The 16374-nt window shown below is 37.7% G+C and carries 12 protein-coding genes; 2 read left to right on the forward strand and 10 right to left on the reverse strand.

Translation table 11 applies throughout. The features are described from left to right. Window positions 1-122 precede the first annotated feature (122 nt). From KO561_RS16580 to KO561_RS16625, 10 genes are all read right to left on the reverse strand, one after another. Window positions 123-2153: a beta-galactosidase gene (locus KO561_RS16580; protein WP_231094383.1), complete on the reverse strand. Its 2031-nt coding sequence runs from the start codon at window positions 2151-2153 to the stop codon at window positions 123-125. Continuing rightward, window positions 2143-4365, reverse strand: a complete 2223-nt coding sequence (locus KO561_RS16585; protein ID WP_231094385.1) for an alpha-galactosidase — start codon at window positions 4363-4365, stop codon at window positions 2143-2145. Before KO561_RS16585 ends, KO561_RS16580 begins: the two co-directional genes overlap by 11 nt. A 24-nt stretch (window positions 4366-4389) precedes the next feature. Further along, a complete protein-coding gene (locus KO561_RS16590; protein ID WP_231094386.1) occupies window positions 4390-5217 on the reverse strand; it encodes a carbohydrate ABC transporter permease in 828 nt (275 codons plus the stop codon). After that, the gene (locus KO561_RS16595) at window positions 5214-6086 is read right to left on the reverse strand and encodes a carbohydrate ABC transporter permease (RefSeq protein WP_231094388.1); all 873 of its coding nucleotides are present in this window, start codon (window positions 6084-6086) and stop codon (window positions 5214-5216) included. Before KO561_RS16595 ends, KO561_RS16590 begins: the two co-directional genes overlap by 4 nt. Window positions 6087-6166: 80 nt before the next feature. Next, window positions 6167-7459 (reverse strand): ABC transporter substrate-binding protein, encoded by a 1293-nt coding sequence (locus KO561_RS16600; protein ID WP_231094389.1) that lies wholly within the window; start codon window positions 7457-7459, stop codon window positions 6167-6169. Window positions 7460-7645: 186 nt separating this feature from the next. Beyond that, window positions 7646-9424 carry a sensor histidine kinase gene (locus KO561_RS16605; protein ID WP_231094391.1) on the reverse strand — a complete coding sequence of 593 codons (1779 nt, stop codon included), beginning with the start codon at window positions 9422-9424 and terminating at the stop codon, window positions 7646-7648. Next, window positions 9421-10950: a response regulator transcription factor gene (locus KO561_RS16610; protein ID WP_231094393.1), complete on the reverse strand. Its 1530-nt coding sequence runs from the start codon at window positions 10948-10950 to the stop codon at window positions 9421-9423. The genes KO561_RS16605 and KO561_RS16610 overlap by 4 nt, the downstream gene beginning before the upstream one ends. A gap of 832 nt (window positions 10951-11782) precedes the next feature. After that, window positions 11783-13792 carry an SEC-C metal-binding domain-containing protein gene (locus KO561_RS16615; RefSeq protein ID WP_231094395.1) on the reverse strand — a complete coding sequence of 670 codons (2010 nt, stop codon included), beginning with the start codon at window positions 13790-13792 and terminating at the stop codon, window positions 11783-11785. Between the two features lie 170 nt (window positions 13793-13962). Beyond that, window positions 13963-14130: a hypothetical protein gene (locus KO561_RS16620; RefSeq protein WP_231094396.1), complete on the reverse strand. Its 168-nt coding sequence runs from the start codon at window positions 14128-14130 to the stop codon at window positions 13963-13965. Next, complete coding sequence (locus KO561_RS16625; RefSeq protein WP_231094398.1) at window positions 14117-15097, reverse strand: GAF domain-containing protein; 981 nt, start codon at window positions 15095-15097, stop codon at window positions 14117-14119. The genes KO561_RS16620 and KO561_RS16625 overlap by 14 nt, the downstream gene beginning before the upstream one ends. Before the next feature lie 519 nt (window positions 15098-15616). Here KO561_RS16625 and KO561_RS16630 point away from each other — a divergent pair. Both KO561_RS16630 and KO561_RS20600 read left to right on the forward strand, forming a co-directional pair. After that, window positions 15617-15994 carry an SET domain-containing protein gene (locus KO561_RS16630; protein ID WP_231094399.1) on the forward strand — a complete coding sequence of 126 codons (378 nt, stop codon included), beginning with the start codon at window positions 15617-15619 and terminating at the stop codon, window positions 15992-15994. 122 nt (window positions 15995-16116) lie between these two features. Further along, the gene (locus KO561_RS20600; protein WP_408004880.1) at window positions 16117-16194 is read left to right on the forward strand and encodes a putative holin-like toxin; all 78 of its coding nucleotides are present in this window, start codon (window positions 16117-16119) and stop codon (window positions 16192-16194) included. Window positions 16195-16374: the final 180 nt, after the last annotated feature.

Here is a 16374-nt window from a genome sequence, read left to right on the forward strand (position 1 = left end):
TTATAATAGAGGAAGAACGGCATGACTAACATTCCGACTAATACCTAAAAAAACCTTCCAAACCAAAGAACATAGATGACCTGATCCGGGGCTCAGGCCATCTACATTTACTGAAAACCTTTCTAAGATTTTTCCCTTCTTAAAATAAACACCCCTTTTTCTTCAAGTTCAACCTTTCCATGTAATGATTTACCTTCCAGCAAATCAAAATACTCCCCATCCTTCAAATCAATTTGTACCTTTTCACTGTTATGATTGAGGACAAATAAATAATGGGTATCATCTTTCACTCTTTCCGTTGTCTCCACTCCTGCAGGTACTTCAAGAAGTGACTCAATAGCAGATTCCGTACAGATTTGAACCATTAATTCCTTAAGAAAAGATTCATCCGGACTAGATGCTACATACCATGCTTTTCCTTTACCAAACTCATTTCTGGTTACGGCCGGCATTCCTTTGTAAAAATCAGATCCATATTCAGCTACTACGTCTGCTCCTTCCGTATGGATTAAATCAAATAATAGATTACAGGAATAGCTACTCTTATTACTCCACTTTTCTCTCATCACGATTTCATTGGTTGAACTTGGATGTAGTGCGTCTATTTCTTCGGACCATATACCAAGAACTTCTCTTAATTTCCCTGGATAACCTCCCAATGTAACTAGGTCATTTTCATCTACTATTCCACTAAAGAATGTAGTCAGGAATGTCCCGCCATTCTCGACAAACTCTTGAATCTTCTTATCGAAACCATCTTTTATCATATAAAGAACAGGGGCGACTACAAGATCATACTTACTCAAGTCTTCTTCAACGCCGACCATGTCGACCTGAATATTCGCATCATAAAAGGCTTTATAATATTTGTGAACCTCTTCTACGTAATTTAGAGCTACAGATGGACCACTGGATAATTCTATTGCCCACCGATTTTCCCAGTCAAAAACGATGGCCACTTTTGCAGGGACTCTGGCATCTAACAAACTACCAGATAAACCTTCCAGCTCCTTTCCTAATTGTGCCACCTCCTTAAATACCCTCGTATTCTCATGGCCAACATGTTCAATTACCGCCCCATGATACTTTTCACATGCTCCAATGGATCGTCTCAGTTGAAAATAAAGGATGGTATCTGCACCTCTACCCACTGCCTGATAACTCCAGAGACGCATGACCCCCGGTCGTTTAAGAGAGTTGTACGGTTGCCAGTTTTGTTGGCTCGGTGTTTGCTCCATTAACATAAATGGGAGACCGCTTTTTAGACCTCGCATCAAGTCATGGGTCATGGCTGTAAAGCTTACCGGGGTATCTATTGCCGGGTAGTTATCCCAAGATACAACATCCATTTCTTTTGCCCATTTAAAGTAATCAAGCATCGGAAATGTCCCCATCAAGTTCGTAGTAATAGGATTTTTCGCATCCTGTTTCCGAATGGCTTGATATTCTAGCTTATAGCAATCTAGTAAACTATCAGACATAAAACGTCTATAATCTAAGGAAATCCCTTGAAAGTCCGATTCATTTCCTTCCCTTTCCTCACTTAACATACTTGGTAAAACGATCTCATCCCAATCATAGAAGGTATGCCCCCAGAAACTTGTGTTCCATGTTTTATTCAGTTTTTCTATTGTGGTGTACTTGTCTTTTAACCATACTCGAAAGGCCTTTTCACATTGATCACAGTAGCAATAACCCCCATATTCATTGGATACATGCCAGATTAAAACAGCAGGATGATCCTTGTACCTTTCTGCTAATTTTCCGGCAATTCGTTCGGAATACAGTCTGTAGGTCGGACTATTTGGACAGGAATTGTGTCGACTTCCAAACTTCCTCTTTCGTCCATATGCATCCACTCTAAGAACATCCGGATACCGCTTTGCCATCCAGGCTGGATGCGCCGCCGTACTCGTCGCTAAACAAGTATAAATTCCATTTTTATAAAGTCGTTCAATCGTGTCATCAAGCCATTCAAAGTTATAAGTGTTCTCATCCGGTTGATTCCTTGCCCATGAAAAAACATTTAATGTCGCAACATCAATACCGGAAAGCTTAAACATTCTAATATCTTCATCCCAGATTTCTGAATCCCATTGTTCTGGATTATAATCCCCACCATGCCAAATTTTAGGTAGTTTATCATTTATCATTCATTCTCATCTCCTTTTTCAAATGAAACACTACAGAAGAAAAATCCCCCTGCAACTTGTCTGATGCATACTTATCTAGGCATAATCCCACATTCATCAATTCATCCCCATAAAACAGGTCCGATCCACCATCGAGCATATACTTAAAATCCGGATCAAGCCCCTTGCATACTAATCGTTTAAACCCTTCATTCGGTTTTGCTAAAATTTGATAATAAGCAAGAACTGCTTCGTTTCGATCTGGAGAAACAACCATCCAACCAACTTGATTATCCTCAAACGGACTTTTGAGTCGATAGAACACCCCGTTATGAATCAGACTTCTCCATTTTTTGTATTGCCCTATTTGTTCTTTCAGTTGCTGTAATTCAGCATCCTTCATTTGAATGATATCAAGTTCATAACCAAATATCCCGAAGTAGGCAACATTTGCCCTCATCTCCAAGCTCGTTATCCGCTGAACTTGGTGATTAGGGACAGCCGATACATGGGCCCCCATTGAATTCAAAGGGTAAACCATGGAAGTACCATACTGGATTTTCAGCCGTTCCACCGCATCTGTATCGTCACTCGTCCAAGCCTGTGGCGCATAGTAAAGCATTCCAGGATCAAATCGACACCCACCCCCAGCACAGGATTCAAAAAGAACTTCTGGAAAATTAGAAATCAACCGATCATACAGCTGATAGACACCAAGAATATAACGATGGGCTACCTCACTTTGTCTAAATGCTGGTAAAGATGCCGAACCAATTTCTGTCATATATCTGTTCATATCCCACTTGACGTAGGAGATGGGGGCATCTTCCAAAATCCCCACAATAGTTTCGTAAAGATAATCAACAACCTCTTGGTTAGAAAAATCTAGTACATATTGATTCCTTCCCTGTGACAAGCTGCGATCCTTAACATGGATGACCCATTCTGGATGGGATTCGTATAATTCACTTTGTTTTGAAACCATTTCCGGTTCCATCCAAAGGCCAAAATCAAGTCCAAGCTCCGTCACCTTTTGTGCCAATCCTTTCAGTCCACTTGGCAGCTTCTCCTTATTTACAAACCAGTCTCCTAATGAGGAGCTATCATCATTCCGATTTCCAAACCAACCATCATCTAGAACGAACAACTCCACCCCAAGCTGTTTGGCTTGCTTTGCCATTCCTAATAATTTATCTTCATTGAAGTCAAAATAAGTGGCTTCCCAGTTGTTTATCAATACGGGTCTCTCCCGATCACGCCACGAACCTCTCACTAGTCGATTTCGATACAGCTGGTGAAACGTTTGACTCATTCCGTTCAACCCTTTATCCGAATAAACCATGACCACTTCAGGTGTCTGAAAAGTTTCGCCCGGTTCAAGCTGCCACTGAAAATCGAATGGTTGAATACCGATCATGAGACGCGCTACCTCATAATGATCCACCTCCACTTGTGCAACGAAGTTTCCACTGTAGACTAGACTAAATCCGAACACCTCCCCTTGGTTTTCATCTGCATTTGTTCGTTTTAAGGCGATAAAGGGGTTATGCTGGGCACTACTTGCCCCTCTAGTACTGCCAATTCGTTGAATCCCACGAATAAGCTTGTGAACCTGAATATGTCTTTCCCTCGCCCATGAACCGTTTAGCTCAACCATTTCATAGTTCGAATCAAAAAAGTCAACACTGGCACTTAGTGCACGATTCAGGGTTACTGGTTTTTGTCCGTTGTTCTTATACAAGACCGATCTAGTAATCGCATTTCCTTCTTCAAACACGCTATATTGAAGGAGCAGTTCCATATTGAGGACATCATCCACCAAAGTTATCTCTAAAGTAGTTGCTTCCTCTTCCCTTTCTACATAAGTCGCAGGTAAACCAGCTAATGGTTCTTTCCCAGAGTAAATACGATGGTTCTTATATATAAAATTTGTAATTCTGCTACCAGATTCTTGCTGAATTTGAAAAGCTGGCTCTCTGAAATCCGTTGTTCCATAGGAGGGATACTCCTGTTTCACTATATCCAATGAAAAGGCAGGGACATCTTCGAGTACATTCGCTGTATTTGGTTGCTGCCTTACATAAAAAAGATGCTCAAAAGAACTTCGATGTGTGATACGTTTTCCGTAGTAAAGATGCCCCAACTGTTCGTTTGGCAAGACATGAAGGATATAGCTTGCTTCCTTTGTTTGAAGATGAAATTCCCGTGTGGCATTGTTAAAATAAGTAGGCATAGCTCTCTCCTCACATTAAAAATCTCAACCTTTCACAGAACCCATCATTCCAGCAACAAAGTGCTTTTGCATGAAGAAAAACACAATAGCAGTTGGTAAAGTTGCAATGACAATAGCTGTCATGATGACACCGTAGTCTGGAGCATAGCCCGCACCGAGAGTAGAGATGAGCAATGGAATCGTTTTATTCTCCGGCGATTGTAAAATGACAAGTGGCCAAAGATAGTTATTCCAGCTGTTCATAAAGGCGATGATGGCTGCTGCAGCATACGTTGTTTTCATTGTTGGAACAAAGATTCTAAAAAAGATGCCAAACTCACTTAATCCATCCATTCTTCCTGCTTCAATCAGCTCCTTCGGAAACATCTTTGTATTCTGTCGAAAGAAAAAGATGAAAAAAGCAGTTGTTACGGTTGGAAGTATTGCGGCAGCCAACGTGTCTATCCCGATAGAAGGAAAAATCGGTGTTATATCCCCAAATAAGCGATAAAGCGGGATCATGATTGATGCAAAAGGAATCATCAACGAAAGCAGCAAAATATTAAAGACCATGTCTTTCCCTCGACTCCGATACATTTCAAAGCCATAACCAGCTAATGACGCAATGAACAGTGTTAGAAAAGTTGTGATAACTGCGATGATTGTGGAATTAATAAAAGCCGGCACCATGTCAACGGTCAAAAATAATTGCTTCAAATTTTCAAAGAAGTGAGTTCCTGGTAATAACCTTCCTTTTGTCACGTCTACAGATTTATTCGTCATACTTACAAGCATCCATAAGAAAGGGAAGAGAGAAAATAGAGAAGCAATGGACAGAAATAAATAAGTAACTATTCGTTTTGCCTTCCTCATTTTCGATCACCTGCCACTCTAAATTGGATAATAGATAGGATTACAATTAACACAACAATGACGTAGGACACAGTAGCTGCGTATCCAAAGTCAGGTGTATATTTGAAGGAAAGAAAATAAATATATTGAGAAATAGAAAGCGTTGCATTCCCCGGACCACCATTTGTAATATTCATAACCTCATCAAAGATTTGTAGAGTACCAATCGTTGATGTAATGGAGGTAAATAAAATAATGGGCTTTAGCAATGGCACCGTAATCATGAAGAATTGTTGGAAGCTAGAAGCTCCATCAATCTTTGCTGCCTCATATATAGACCTATCCACGTTTTGTAAGGCAGAAAGATAAAAAATCATATTGTATCCTGTCCATCTCCAAGTGATTGCCATAATGATAATCACTTTCGCCCATAACGGATCTGCTAGCCAATTGATCGCTTCAGACAAAAGCCCAAACTTTACTAGGAAGTAATTAACTAACCCATCTACTCCAAATAAATATTTAAAGATAACCGAGTACGCAACAAGAGATGTTACACACGGTAAAAAAATAGCTGTACGAAAAAAACCTTTAAATTTCAACGTTGCATCGTTAAGTAATACAGAAAAAAGTAAAGCTAAAACAATCATAAGTGGAACTTGAACAAGTAAATAAATAACCGTGTTACTTAATGCAGCTATAAATGTTGGATCGTTGAGTAACCGCACATAATTTTCAAGCCCAACAAATTGGAGGTTAGCACCCATTCCCGATTGAAAGGATAGAAGAAGTGCTTGAACCATTGGATAAAAGTAAAATAAACCGATAGCAACTACAGAAATGATGATAAAAAACCATCCAATGTTATTTTTCCTTAACAGATGACTCACTTGCTTCTCCCCTCTTTCTAGTGAACAAAAGTTTTAAGGTATCCCGGAGTTCCGCGGGATACCCCTAGTAAATTGCTTCCTTATTTTATTTGAGCTTCTGCTTGAGCCTGTGCATCTTTAAGGACTGTTTCTAAATCCTTACCATCTAGATAATTTTGCATTTCCACAGATAGGATGTCATCGATGGCATACGTATGCATCCCGTAATTCACACCTTTAATGCTATCTGTCCATTCAGAGAAATCAGCGATTATTTTCTGACCTCCAAAGAACTCATCCGGTTGGTTATAAGCTTCCCCTCCCGCTGCAGGAAGGTAAGTACCAATAGCTCCAATCTCTGTAACCAATTCCTGATAAAATTCTGTGTTCGATCCAAAAGTATTTGCTAAAAACTTCGCAGCCTTTTCTTTCCCATCTATATTCAGCACATAAAACGAACTACCACCTAAGTTGGAGGCATTAACAGAATCCTCAACCGATAATTTCGGTGTTGGAACAACGGCCCATTTCCCTGACTGGGATGCCTCTGCCTTAACACTAGGAGTAATCCAGTTACCAGTTGGAACAGTGGCAACATCCCCGCTATTAAATGCAGCAACAAACTGACTCCAATCCGAATTAATCTTCACAATATTGGCATCCATCATTTCTTTATAAATCTTAAAAGCCTTTTTTAACGCTTCATTTTCAGCGATATACGGAGTAGTTCCGTCCTCTTCTACATACCAGGCACCAGCTGTTTGAATCATAATGCGTAGTTCACCAAGGTTGTTCGGGTCTAGGGTTAACATGTCCTTACCTGTTTTCGCTTTTACTTCTTTTCCAATTTCGATGTATTCTTGCCAAGTAATGTTCGTCAAATCCTCCACTGTATATCCTGCTTCCTCTAGGTAGTCTGTTCGAACATAAAGACCGGTAACTCCAGAATCAAAAGGTAAACCGTATTGTTTCCCATCTAAGCTTGTCGTTGCAATTTTATATGGGGCAAAATCATCTGGATTGATATATTCGGAAATATCGAAAAAGGCGTCTGGATAGGATTGCAAGAAACTTTGAGCACGGTAGTCCTCAATTAATACAATGTTCGGCATTCCTTTCATCGTTCCAGAGCTCAGACCTGTATTCAGCTTCTGAATGATATCTTCCTGAGCATTTTCAATGATTTCTAATTCAACCTTTTCTTCCCCATCATAGTATTCCTCCGCCATTTCCAAGGCAGCAATATTAAACTTTGGATCCCAAGCCCATACGGTTGTTGCCCCGTCTTTTCCTCCAGACTCACCACTAGAACTTGTTTCTTCCCCATCGGAAGAACATGCAACTAAAGCTAGTAGACAAAAAATAAGTACCAATGAATAGCAAATTTTTTTCATTTCTTTAAAAATCCCCCTTTTTATTGTAAGCGCTTACTAATATATCCCCATCATATCACCTAAAAAAATAAGACCGTTAGAACGATCTTTAGAAGATGAGTTGGAAATATTTTAGGTGGAATTCTATTTCCAACTACAATTTGTATATTCTTTATAAATTGGCACTTTTTTTAGATGATCCTTTCTTTAGCCCTTTAAATTAGGCAGCTTAATTTGAACCCTAGTCCCTTCGCCTCGTTCACTCATCATATCAACACCGTAGTTCTTTCCGTATAACAGCTGAATTCGTTCATGAACATTGGAGACGCCAATACCGCTAAATAATTGCTTATCCGCTTTCCGTTTCGATTTAAAATCCTTAACCTCCTCGACGTTCATTCCATCTCCGTTGTCGACCACTTCGCAGATAAGTTTATTTTCTTGTTCCGAAATGAATACTTGAATATATCCATTCTTCTTTAACGTGAATGCATGAAAAAAAGCGTTCTCAATAAATGGTTGAATAACAAGTTTCGGTATATGATACGAAAGACAAGTAGGAGAAACAAAGTAACTCACTTTGATTCCGTCTCCATATCTTGCTTGATTGATTTGTACATAGTTTTTTAAATTTACAACTTCTTGTTCAACCGAAATAGTCTCGTTCACATCTCTTAGCGCGCTTTGGAGTAAAGAGATAAGAGAGTGAATGGTTTCCGTTGCTTTTTCTTTTTGTCCTTGATGAACCATGAACTTTACAGAGGTAAGGGTATTGTATAAAAAGTGTGGATTGATTTGGTGCTGTAATGCTTCTAACTCTGCTTTTCTTTGTTTTTTCTCTGTTTTAACTATGATTTCTACATATTCATGCAGTTCATTAAGCATATAATTAAAGGCATTGGCAATTTTCTTCGCTTCATATCCTCCACTTTCCGAAACCTGCTTATTGAAATCATATTTTGCCATATTCGAGATCTGGTTGACTATATGGGTTAAAGATTTCGTCATCCTTCTCGACATAATAAACACAACGAATACGGCAATCACTACAATTCCTACACTTATCAGGATGAGTTCCTTTATGTTAATTAATTGGTCCATGACCGAATCCTTACTAATAATATTTACCAAATACATGTCGAAAGTAGGTAAATAATCAGCTAATAAAATCTGGTTCTCTCCAAATAATCGAATCTCCTGATAATTTATATTCTGTTCACTAGATTCTATGGACCTTTCTTTTAGTTTTTTCGACTTCTCCCCTATCATGCTTTCCCTACTACTTGAAACAATTCTTCCACTACTATCTAATAGAAAAACTTGGTTTTCCTCACTCGTATATCCATCATAAAACTTTTTTAAATCCTTTTCTTTTATGGAAATGTGGAGAACACCATAAATATGATTGCTCATTCGTTCCTTAAGTGCCTTAGATGCAACAATTAAGGATTCTTTGCCTGACTTTTCTGACGGAAGGAACTGATAGAGAATCTCATCTGGGTGATGGTGAGCGTTATCGGTTATATCGAGACCCTGCAGTCTTTCCCATGAGGTTGGCCAGGAACTATAATTCATATTGAATAAATGCTGATGCTCCCCCCATACAACCATGTTTGCTTCATATGGCTCAATATTCAAATATATCCTTTCTAATTGATGGATAACCTCATAGTTAGAAGTAGCCGTTTGAACGGAACTCATTTTTTCCGCCGAGAGAACTCGCTTAATGGTTCCGTTGTTCTGAACTTCTATGGAAGCGTTTACAATAGAGTAACTAAAATCCTCAAATCTTGTTTTAATTTGATCTAGTACTTTATTATTGGTAATACTAAATGTTTCCATAAATAGATTACTAGACATCCTTATTGTGCTAAAAGCAATGAGCACAGAGACACTGATAATACTTAAGACCATTACGAGAAACATCTTAAAAAATAAATTATTATGACGAATCGTACTTATAACTTTTCTCCATACCCTTTTCATGATGAAATATCCCGTCGGAAGTGACTTGGAGAGACACCCTTTATTTTCTTGAACACTTTGCTAAAATAACTATGATCAGAATATCCAACTTCTTGACTAATAGTAGAAATTGTCTTATCACTATTTTCCAAGAGCTCGCACGCTTTTTTAATCCTGACTTTGTTCAGATATTCATTAAATCCTTCCTCGTGGTGGGTACTGAAATAGGCGGATAAATAGGATGGATTAAAGTGAAAATGTTCCGCTAATTCCGTTAGGCCAAGAGGTTCGGAGTAATGTTTTCCGACATATTCCAATAATTTGACCATATTAGAATGTTCTTTTTTCTGGTTTTTCGGTAAAACAATATCTTGTGTGTATTCCAAAAACTGATAGAACGGAGGTAAAGCTTCTTTTATATTCCGTGCATCATTCAATGTAGCAAATAAGCTATACTTATCTCTTTCTAAAGCCTCCGTATTAAAACTCATACTTCCCAAGGTAACAATGATATTAAACATTTGGTTCCCTAAAATAGACTTAAAATCATGTACACGTAACTGATACTTTTGAGATAAATGGTCTACATAATCTAACAAATAAAAGGTTGCTTCCTCAAATTGGTGGTGTTTATACAACTCCATCAATTTATTTCGATCCAACTCCAAAGTCTGGTTATTATCTTGTGGTAGCTCATCGTATAAGAACAAGGGCTGATCTGGTAGATAAAAAGAGTACTGCTGTAAGTTGCCTTTAGCCTTTTCATACTCTTCGTTTATATATTTAAATGAGGAAAAAGGTTGGTGTAAGAATAGTTGAACGTGCTCTCTATTTTCTAAAAATTTTATAGAAAGCTGGTGGACGTAATCTCTTATGGATTCCAGATCTGAAGAATCTACGTTTAGTAAATAGCTGAGTTCCCCTTCTTCACGAATAATCTCTTCCAGTTGATAGGATGGAACATGTTTGTTCAGAAAAGAAATAACTTTATTTCTAGACGGCAACTCATGGTCCGAGGAATACATCATTAAAAAGCAAAAATTCGAGAAAGAGAACATAGTGTCTGTTATAGCCTCACTAGATTCATAGCCCTTCACTACTTTCCTTATCGTTTCAGAGGTTGACGGTACAACTTTATAGCTCTTTTTGCAGAAATCCACATCAGGTATTTTTCGAACAGCTTTATGCAAGGATTGTAATAATTCCTCACCTGTGAGCTTTGGCTTTAATATGTAATCAACCACTCCATCCTGAAATGCAGAGTGAACATATTCAAAGTTTTCAAAGCTGCTTAAAACGATTACCTCTACATTGGGATAGTCTCTTTTAATCACCTTGACTAACTCTTTCCCGTTCATAACTGGCATGACAATGTCTGTTATCACAATGTGAGGATGGTGTTTTTCGATTAACATTAAAGCCTCTTCGCCGTTTGAAGACTCCCCAATGATTTGGAAACCTTCTGATTCCCAATCGATATAGTTCATAATCCCCTGCCTTATCAACATTTCATCATCTACAATTAATACCTTGCACAATTGACCCATATTACTCCCCCCACTGTCACAAGATTTTTATCGATGATCTTTTATTCTATTTATACGATAAGTCATCCTCATTATATCACCAGCGCTCTATAAAAAAATAACCACTATGTCAAATCTCTGATTCCTAGATTTGATTAAGAAGATTATTTTACTTTAAGTCTGTGTTCAAAAAGGAGGATAAAAAGCGCAAAGTACTTACTCTTAATAAACATCCTTGGATGTAAGTATAAGTGCGACTAAGGCTCTTCCTCACTCCGTTCGTCAATCGCCAAGTCTTCTTTAATATTCAAGGCGGCGCAGCTACGAGTACAAGCTCGTTGCTTCGGAAGCATAATCACCGCACGCAGAAAAAGTGCTTTTTTTTTTTCAAGGACCGGACTTGCACAGGATGTGCTGACTTCTGCGTTGTGCACAGGACGTGCACGACTTTAGCAGAAGATCCACTATTCCTTATAGATACATGAGGAAGGCCACTTCTGCGAATAAACCTCTTTGCTGCCTTGCACCGAGGAATTTCACTTCCTTGAAAGTGCTAGAAGACACAAGTGCACCGGTTTTTGAGAAGCAAGCCAACGCAGAAGTTCAAAGCGATTTTTACACTATCATAAATATAGTTTTTTGGATGATAGTAAAGTTCAACTAAGTCTTAACCTGCGCCATTCGGCTTGGTTTCACCAAGTTTCCTTTACCGGACTTTTTGAACATCCTCTATAAGTTTTGTAAAGGATTGCAATGATATAGGAAGGGATAGCAAAAAGCCGACTCTTAGTCTCTAACAATTAGGACGAGTCGGCTAAATGATTCAGCTATTAATATATTTAAAAATTATTGGTCAACTTTTCAACCATTCAACAAGCTCTCTCTCCCGCTTCCACAAGTTAAGAGACTGGTGAGCATAGAATGCGGCTTCTTTCGAATCACCAGGTTGATAAGACATTGGGACTGTTTGGGGAAGTCTTTTTTTCCCAACTAAATAATCGATGACATTTGGATTTACTTCTTTCGCTTTGTCTAAGAGCTTGTTCAATTTAGGAGAAAGACCATTCATCAAGTACTCAATTAAAACAAGATTGTACGCGCCATCCGCAGTATAGTCTTCCTGGAATCTATCTAGTAAGTTCTTTGCTTTTTGGTAGTCTCTTTTTTGGACATACATGATAAAGAGAACGTATCGGACACCTTGGTTATCGTTCTCGTTGAGTATTAGTAGTTCTTCAAAATGCTTAACAGCCTCGTCCGTTTTAGCTAACTCAGCTAGTGTCAGGGCATAATTATATTTCGCCCTCATGTATGGTCTTGTTTCCAAAATAACCCAGAACATACCTTGATTATCTTTGTCTTCGAGAAAGTCCTTACCTAACTCTCTTTCCCCTGCTTCCATACCTTGTTTGTACCAGTCCAGAGCTTTAAACGGGCTCGTTTCCGCATCTCCTAGCAGGTTATAAGCATCTGCGTTGTTCGAGTCCAATTTCAATGCCTCTTTTGCTAGTTTCTTTTGTTTTGGTCCATTTGTCTCGAAAGCTTCATAAACGAGATCCATTGCCTTGTCTCGATCTGTTAACTCCCGATTTCCTCTAGGATTTGGCAGGTTTATGAGATTGTTCACATAATTATTAAGTTCATCTATCGAATCGAAATCCTGTCCTTGGATCGCTTCTGTAGCCTCACGCATGGTCTTTTCCAGCACCATCCGATTGAAGGGACCTTCCTCAAACTCATCATCTTCATCCATATCTTCTAAAAACATTTCATCGAGAAAGTCTTCATCATCCATATCCAACATTTCGTCCAAGAAGCCTTCCATCATCTCTAATTCTTCCTTTAAACCATCTTCCAATTGACGATATGCCCTTGAAACGGAGGTAACACTTACACCATACATTTCTGCTACATCCTTTTGCGTGAAATAGGTGAACGAAGGCAGATTCACATCCATAAAATAATGTAACGCTGCTGCAAAGACTTCTGGTTTACGGATTGTCGGGTGAGCTTTATGACAATAAGCATTCCATAGAAGTTTAGCAGACTCAATGAGATCATCCGGATCATCTATAAGTTCCTCCACTTGTTCTTCGTAAAGGTCCGCTACCATTTCATATATAGGATCGTCCCATTCTATTTCCATTTCTGTATATGGAAAAAAGTTTTCTCCTGTGATGAACGACTTCACGTAATCAGGATAATTTTTATCCATGAATTGCTTCTCATCGGTAATTTCACTGTTTTCAAGCTCACTCTTTATAATGGTTTGCAATTCTTTAGATTCTTTAGCCGGAAAATCTAGAGGAAATGCCCAATAGGAATAGTAACTGCCATAAGGAAGCAGGTGGCCAAATAATAGCCCACCAACCTCTAACTGAAATTCTTTCCTTTTAATTTGCACCTTTATCTTTTCTGCTGTAAAAAGGTCTTCTACCTCCAACCATTCATCATCTATAAAATTTGTAATAATGGAAAAACTGGAGCTAGTATCAAGCCATGTCTCTAGTTGTTTTAGGACAGAAGGGCGGACTGATTTTTCCTTCTGTTTCTCTTGAATGAATTCCTCCATAATAGTGTGACCAGATTTAAGCGGGACTTTAAAGGTTATCCACATAAGTATAAGTGTAGCAGTAAGACTTTCATCATCTTCACTCAAAGGAATGGAATCCAGATGCTTGTCTATTATTTTGGAAACTTCAAACTCATGATTTATCTCACCATAGTTAACAAGCTCAAATTGCATTCTATCTAATTCGCTTCCAACAACTTGATCTAAAGAAACTACGTTGCTCATACAGCATTTTTTATATTTTTTCCCACTGCCACATGGGCATGGATCATTCCGTCCTACATTTCCCATATCGAAATCCCTCTTTTACTGAGTATTATTACCGTTATTGTCGCATATAGAGGGATAGTGTCAAGTGATTATAGTTTCCTTACTGAACAATCCAGTAAACCATCTCATAGACATTAAAAAACAGATGGCTTTACCCATCTGTCGTTACTTTCAAACTATCTACACTTGTCTCAATTTTTATCTTTTTTTGTTTTCATGTTTCCTTTAAAATCTGTGTACACTTCTAGTAGGCCAAGCTTTTCAGCTTGCTTATAGAGTTTTCTTGTACGTTCATGCGATTCACGAAGGGATAATTCTCTTTTTTCTAAAAGACTCATACCATTATTAGAATTTTTCATGATTTATTCCCCTTCCTTCACTATCTAACTTAATTTTATCATAATAATATGCTAGTGCGCACATATCTGCATAAAATTTCACAGAACGCTCATCCTCGTGATTAAATCCATCTTTATTTTCACTTTGAATATTTAGAACACCAACTATTTCCTCACCTATCTTTATAGGTACCCCCAATATGGATTCATATCCGTGCTTAGGAGCAAACCCTTCAGTGAAAAATTCACTTTCTGTAATGTCGTTTATTAATAAGGTTTTGCCATATGACCAAACATGGCCCGCGAAACCCTCATTTTTCTTGAATCGGCGCTTTCTCGATGATGAAAACTCAATCCTATTGTACACATACATTTCTAATTCGTTATCTTGATTAATAAAGTATATGGATGAAGACTTATCTGCATGATCTTTTAATAGAACAGTGTTACACTCATCCAGCACGTTATTATAAAACTCCCATTTCCAGTTAGACTTTCCTTCATTAATTAATTGTAGAAGTGATCTTACAAGCCTGCTTGAATTCTTATGATGCCGTATATAAATATCCGAAATATAAGACTCAAAATTTAGGTCTTCCGTTTTTCTATCTAACTCCTCCATTATCCCTTCTATCAAAAGTTCTAATTCTTCATTACGTTCTTTCAATTCTTTATAATCTTTTATAAGCTTTTTGTTGGTTACTATTCCCCCATCCCTAAAGTCCTCATCATAGAACCAGTTAGGTAGGTTAATGCCAGCAAAAGGAATTTGATATGAGTTAGATCTTAGGTACCTCGCATACACTACAGTAGACGCAGCTACACCATAACATGCTCCTAAATATAAAACTGCCTCAAGCAAGGATATATCCCAGCTAATAACACTCTTTATGATCGTTTTAAAGATAGATCCTAATGAAAAAAGTAATATAACGGTGACAAGGAAAGAAAAAAAGTAAGACAAATATTTTTTCAAATTATTTGACATATTATCCCCCTTCACAAAGATAATTCGGCAACTAATTACAAATTCCTTCTTCATAATAATAAATCCCTTTTGATAATATAAGTACTACAAAAAGGGGAATTTATAGCGGGAAATAATGAGTTTCAAACTCGTTTATCCCTATATTTCACTTTCTAATATTACTGATTCAGCACACTCAATTCACTCTAGCATGCTCCTTCAAATTATAGATTTCCATTTAAGTTCACAAATCATATTTAGTATTGCAACATAAGCAATTCGACTTTCCTTCCGTTTACCTTGGTCAGTGGAGACTGTTTTTACTAAAGCGTCATTCTGTTATCTCTTTTGCTTTACCACTTGAATCAACTGTTTCCTGTAAATCTAGATCTTTTCACATATAACTAAGGTAGCTTTTAACAATCCAACAAGTTTCTATGGTTAAAATTTTCTACATTTAAAAGTTGCACAAATTGCAATTCCCTCTTTCAAATGTCAAACTTGAATTATTCAAATTGAAAGGATATACGGTGAACCATTATGATCGAAATAAAAACTTCCACACTAAGTGATGGGGAATTTAATAGAGGGGTTTTCGCTAAAAGTGATATAAAAAAAGGAGTAAGCTTCCATATAGCCCCTGTCATTCCTTACCCTAATAAACAGCACGAATTAATAGAACACACCGTTCTCGAAGATTACGTATTTGAATATGGAATAAATCATACCGCCGTTGTTTTAGGATATGGCATGCTTTTTAACCACTCTTATACGCCAAACGCGGACTATAAAATCAACTTTCATGACCATACTTTTGAATTTTTTGCCCACAAAGATATTAAAGCTGGTGAAGAAATATTGATTAATTACAATGGTGATGTTGATAATGAGGACCCGCTTTGGTTTAATGAGGAATAACGTCTAAGATCTGCTCTTTGATAGGAAGCAGGTCTTTTTTCTAAGTATCATAATAATAATTTAGCCATTCCAAGAATATTAGATGTTGCACATTTGTCATAAAAAGATATGACGTACAAATCATGATTACAATAGGAATATTCATCGTAGCCTTAGTAAATCTAGTCGTCGTACTAATAGACAAGATGAACAAAAAATAATCCACCCGTTAACGTCTGTGCTGGACTGACAGGTGGATTATTTTCACAAAGGTTCCACAGCGACCGTACTACTGCGGATATACTATCGATTTGCCGAAGCGTTGGAGCGCTTCGGCTTTTATTATGTGTGTATTATAACTGATAACATGATTTTTGCAAATTCGCACTTACAGTTATCTT

Source organism: Radiobacillus kanasensis, from assembly GCF_021049245.1.
GTDB lineage: Bacteria > Bacillota > Bacilli > Bacillales > Amphibacillaceae > Radiobacillus > Radiobacillus kanasensis.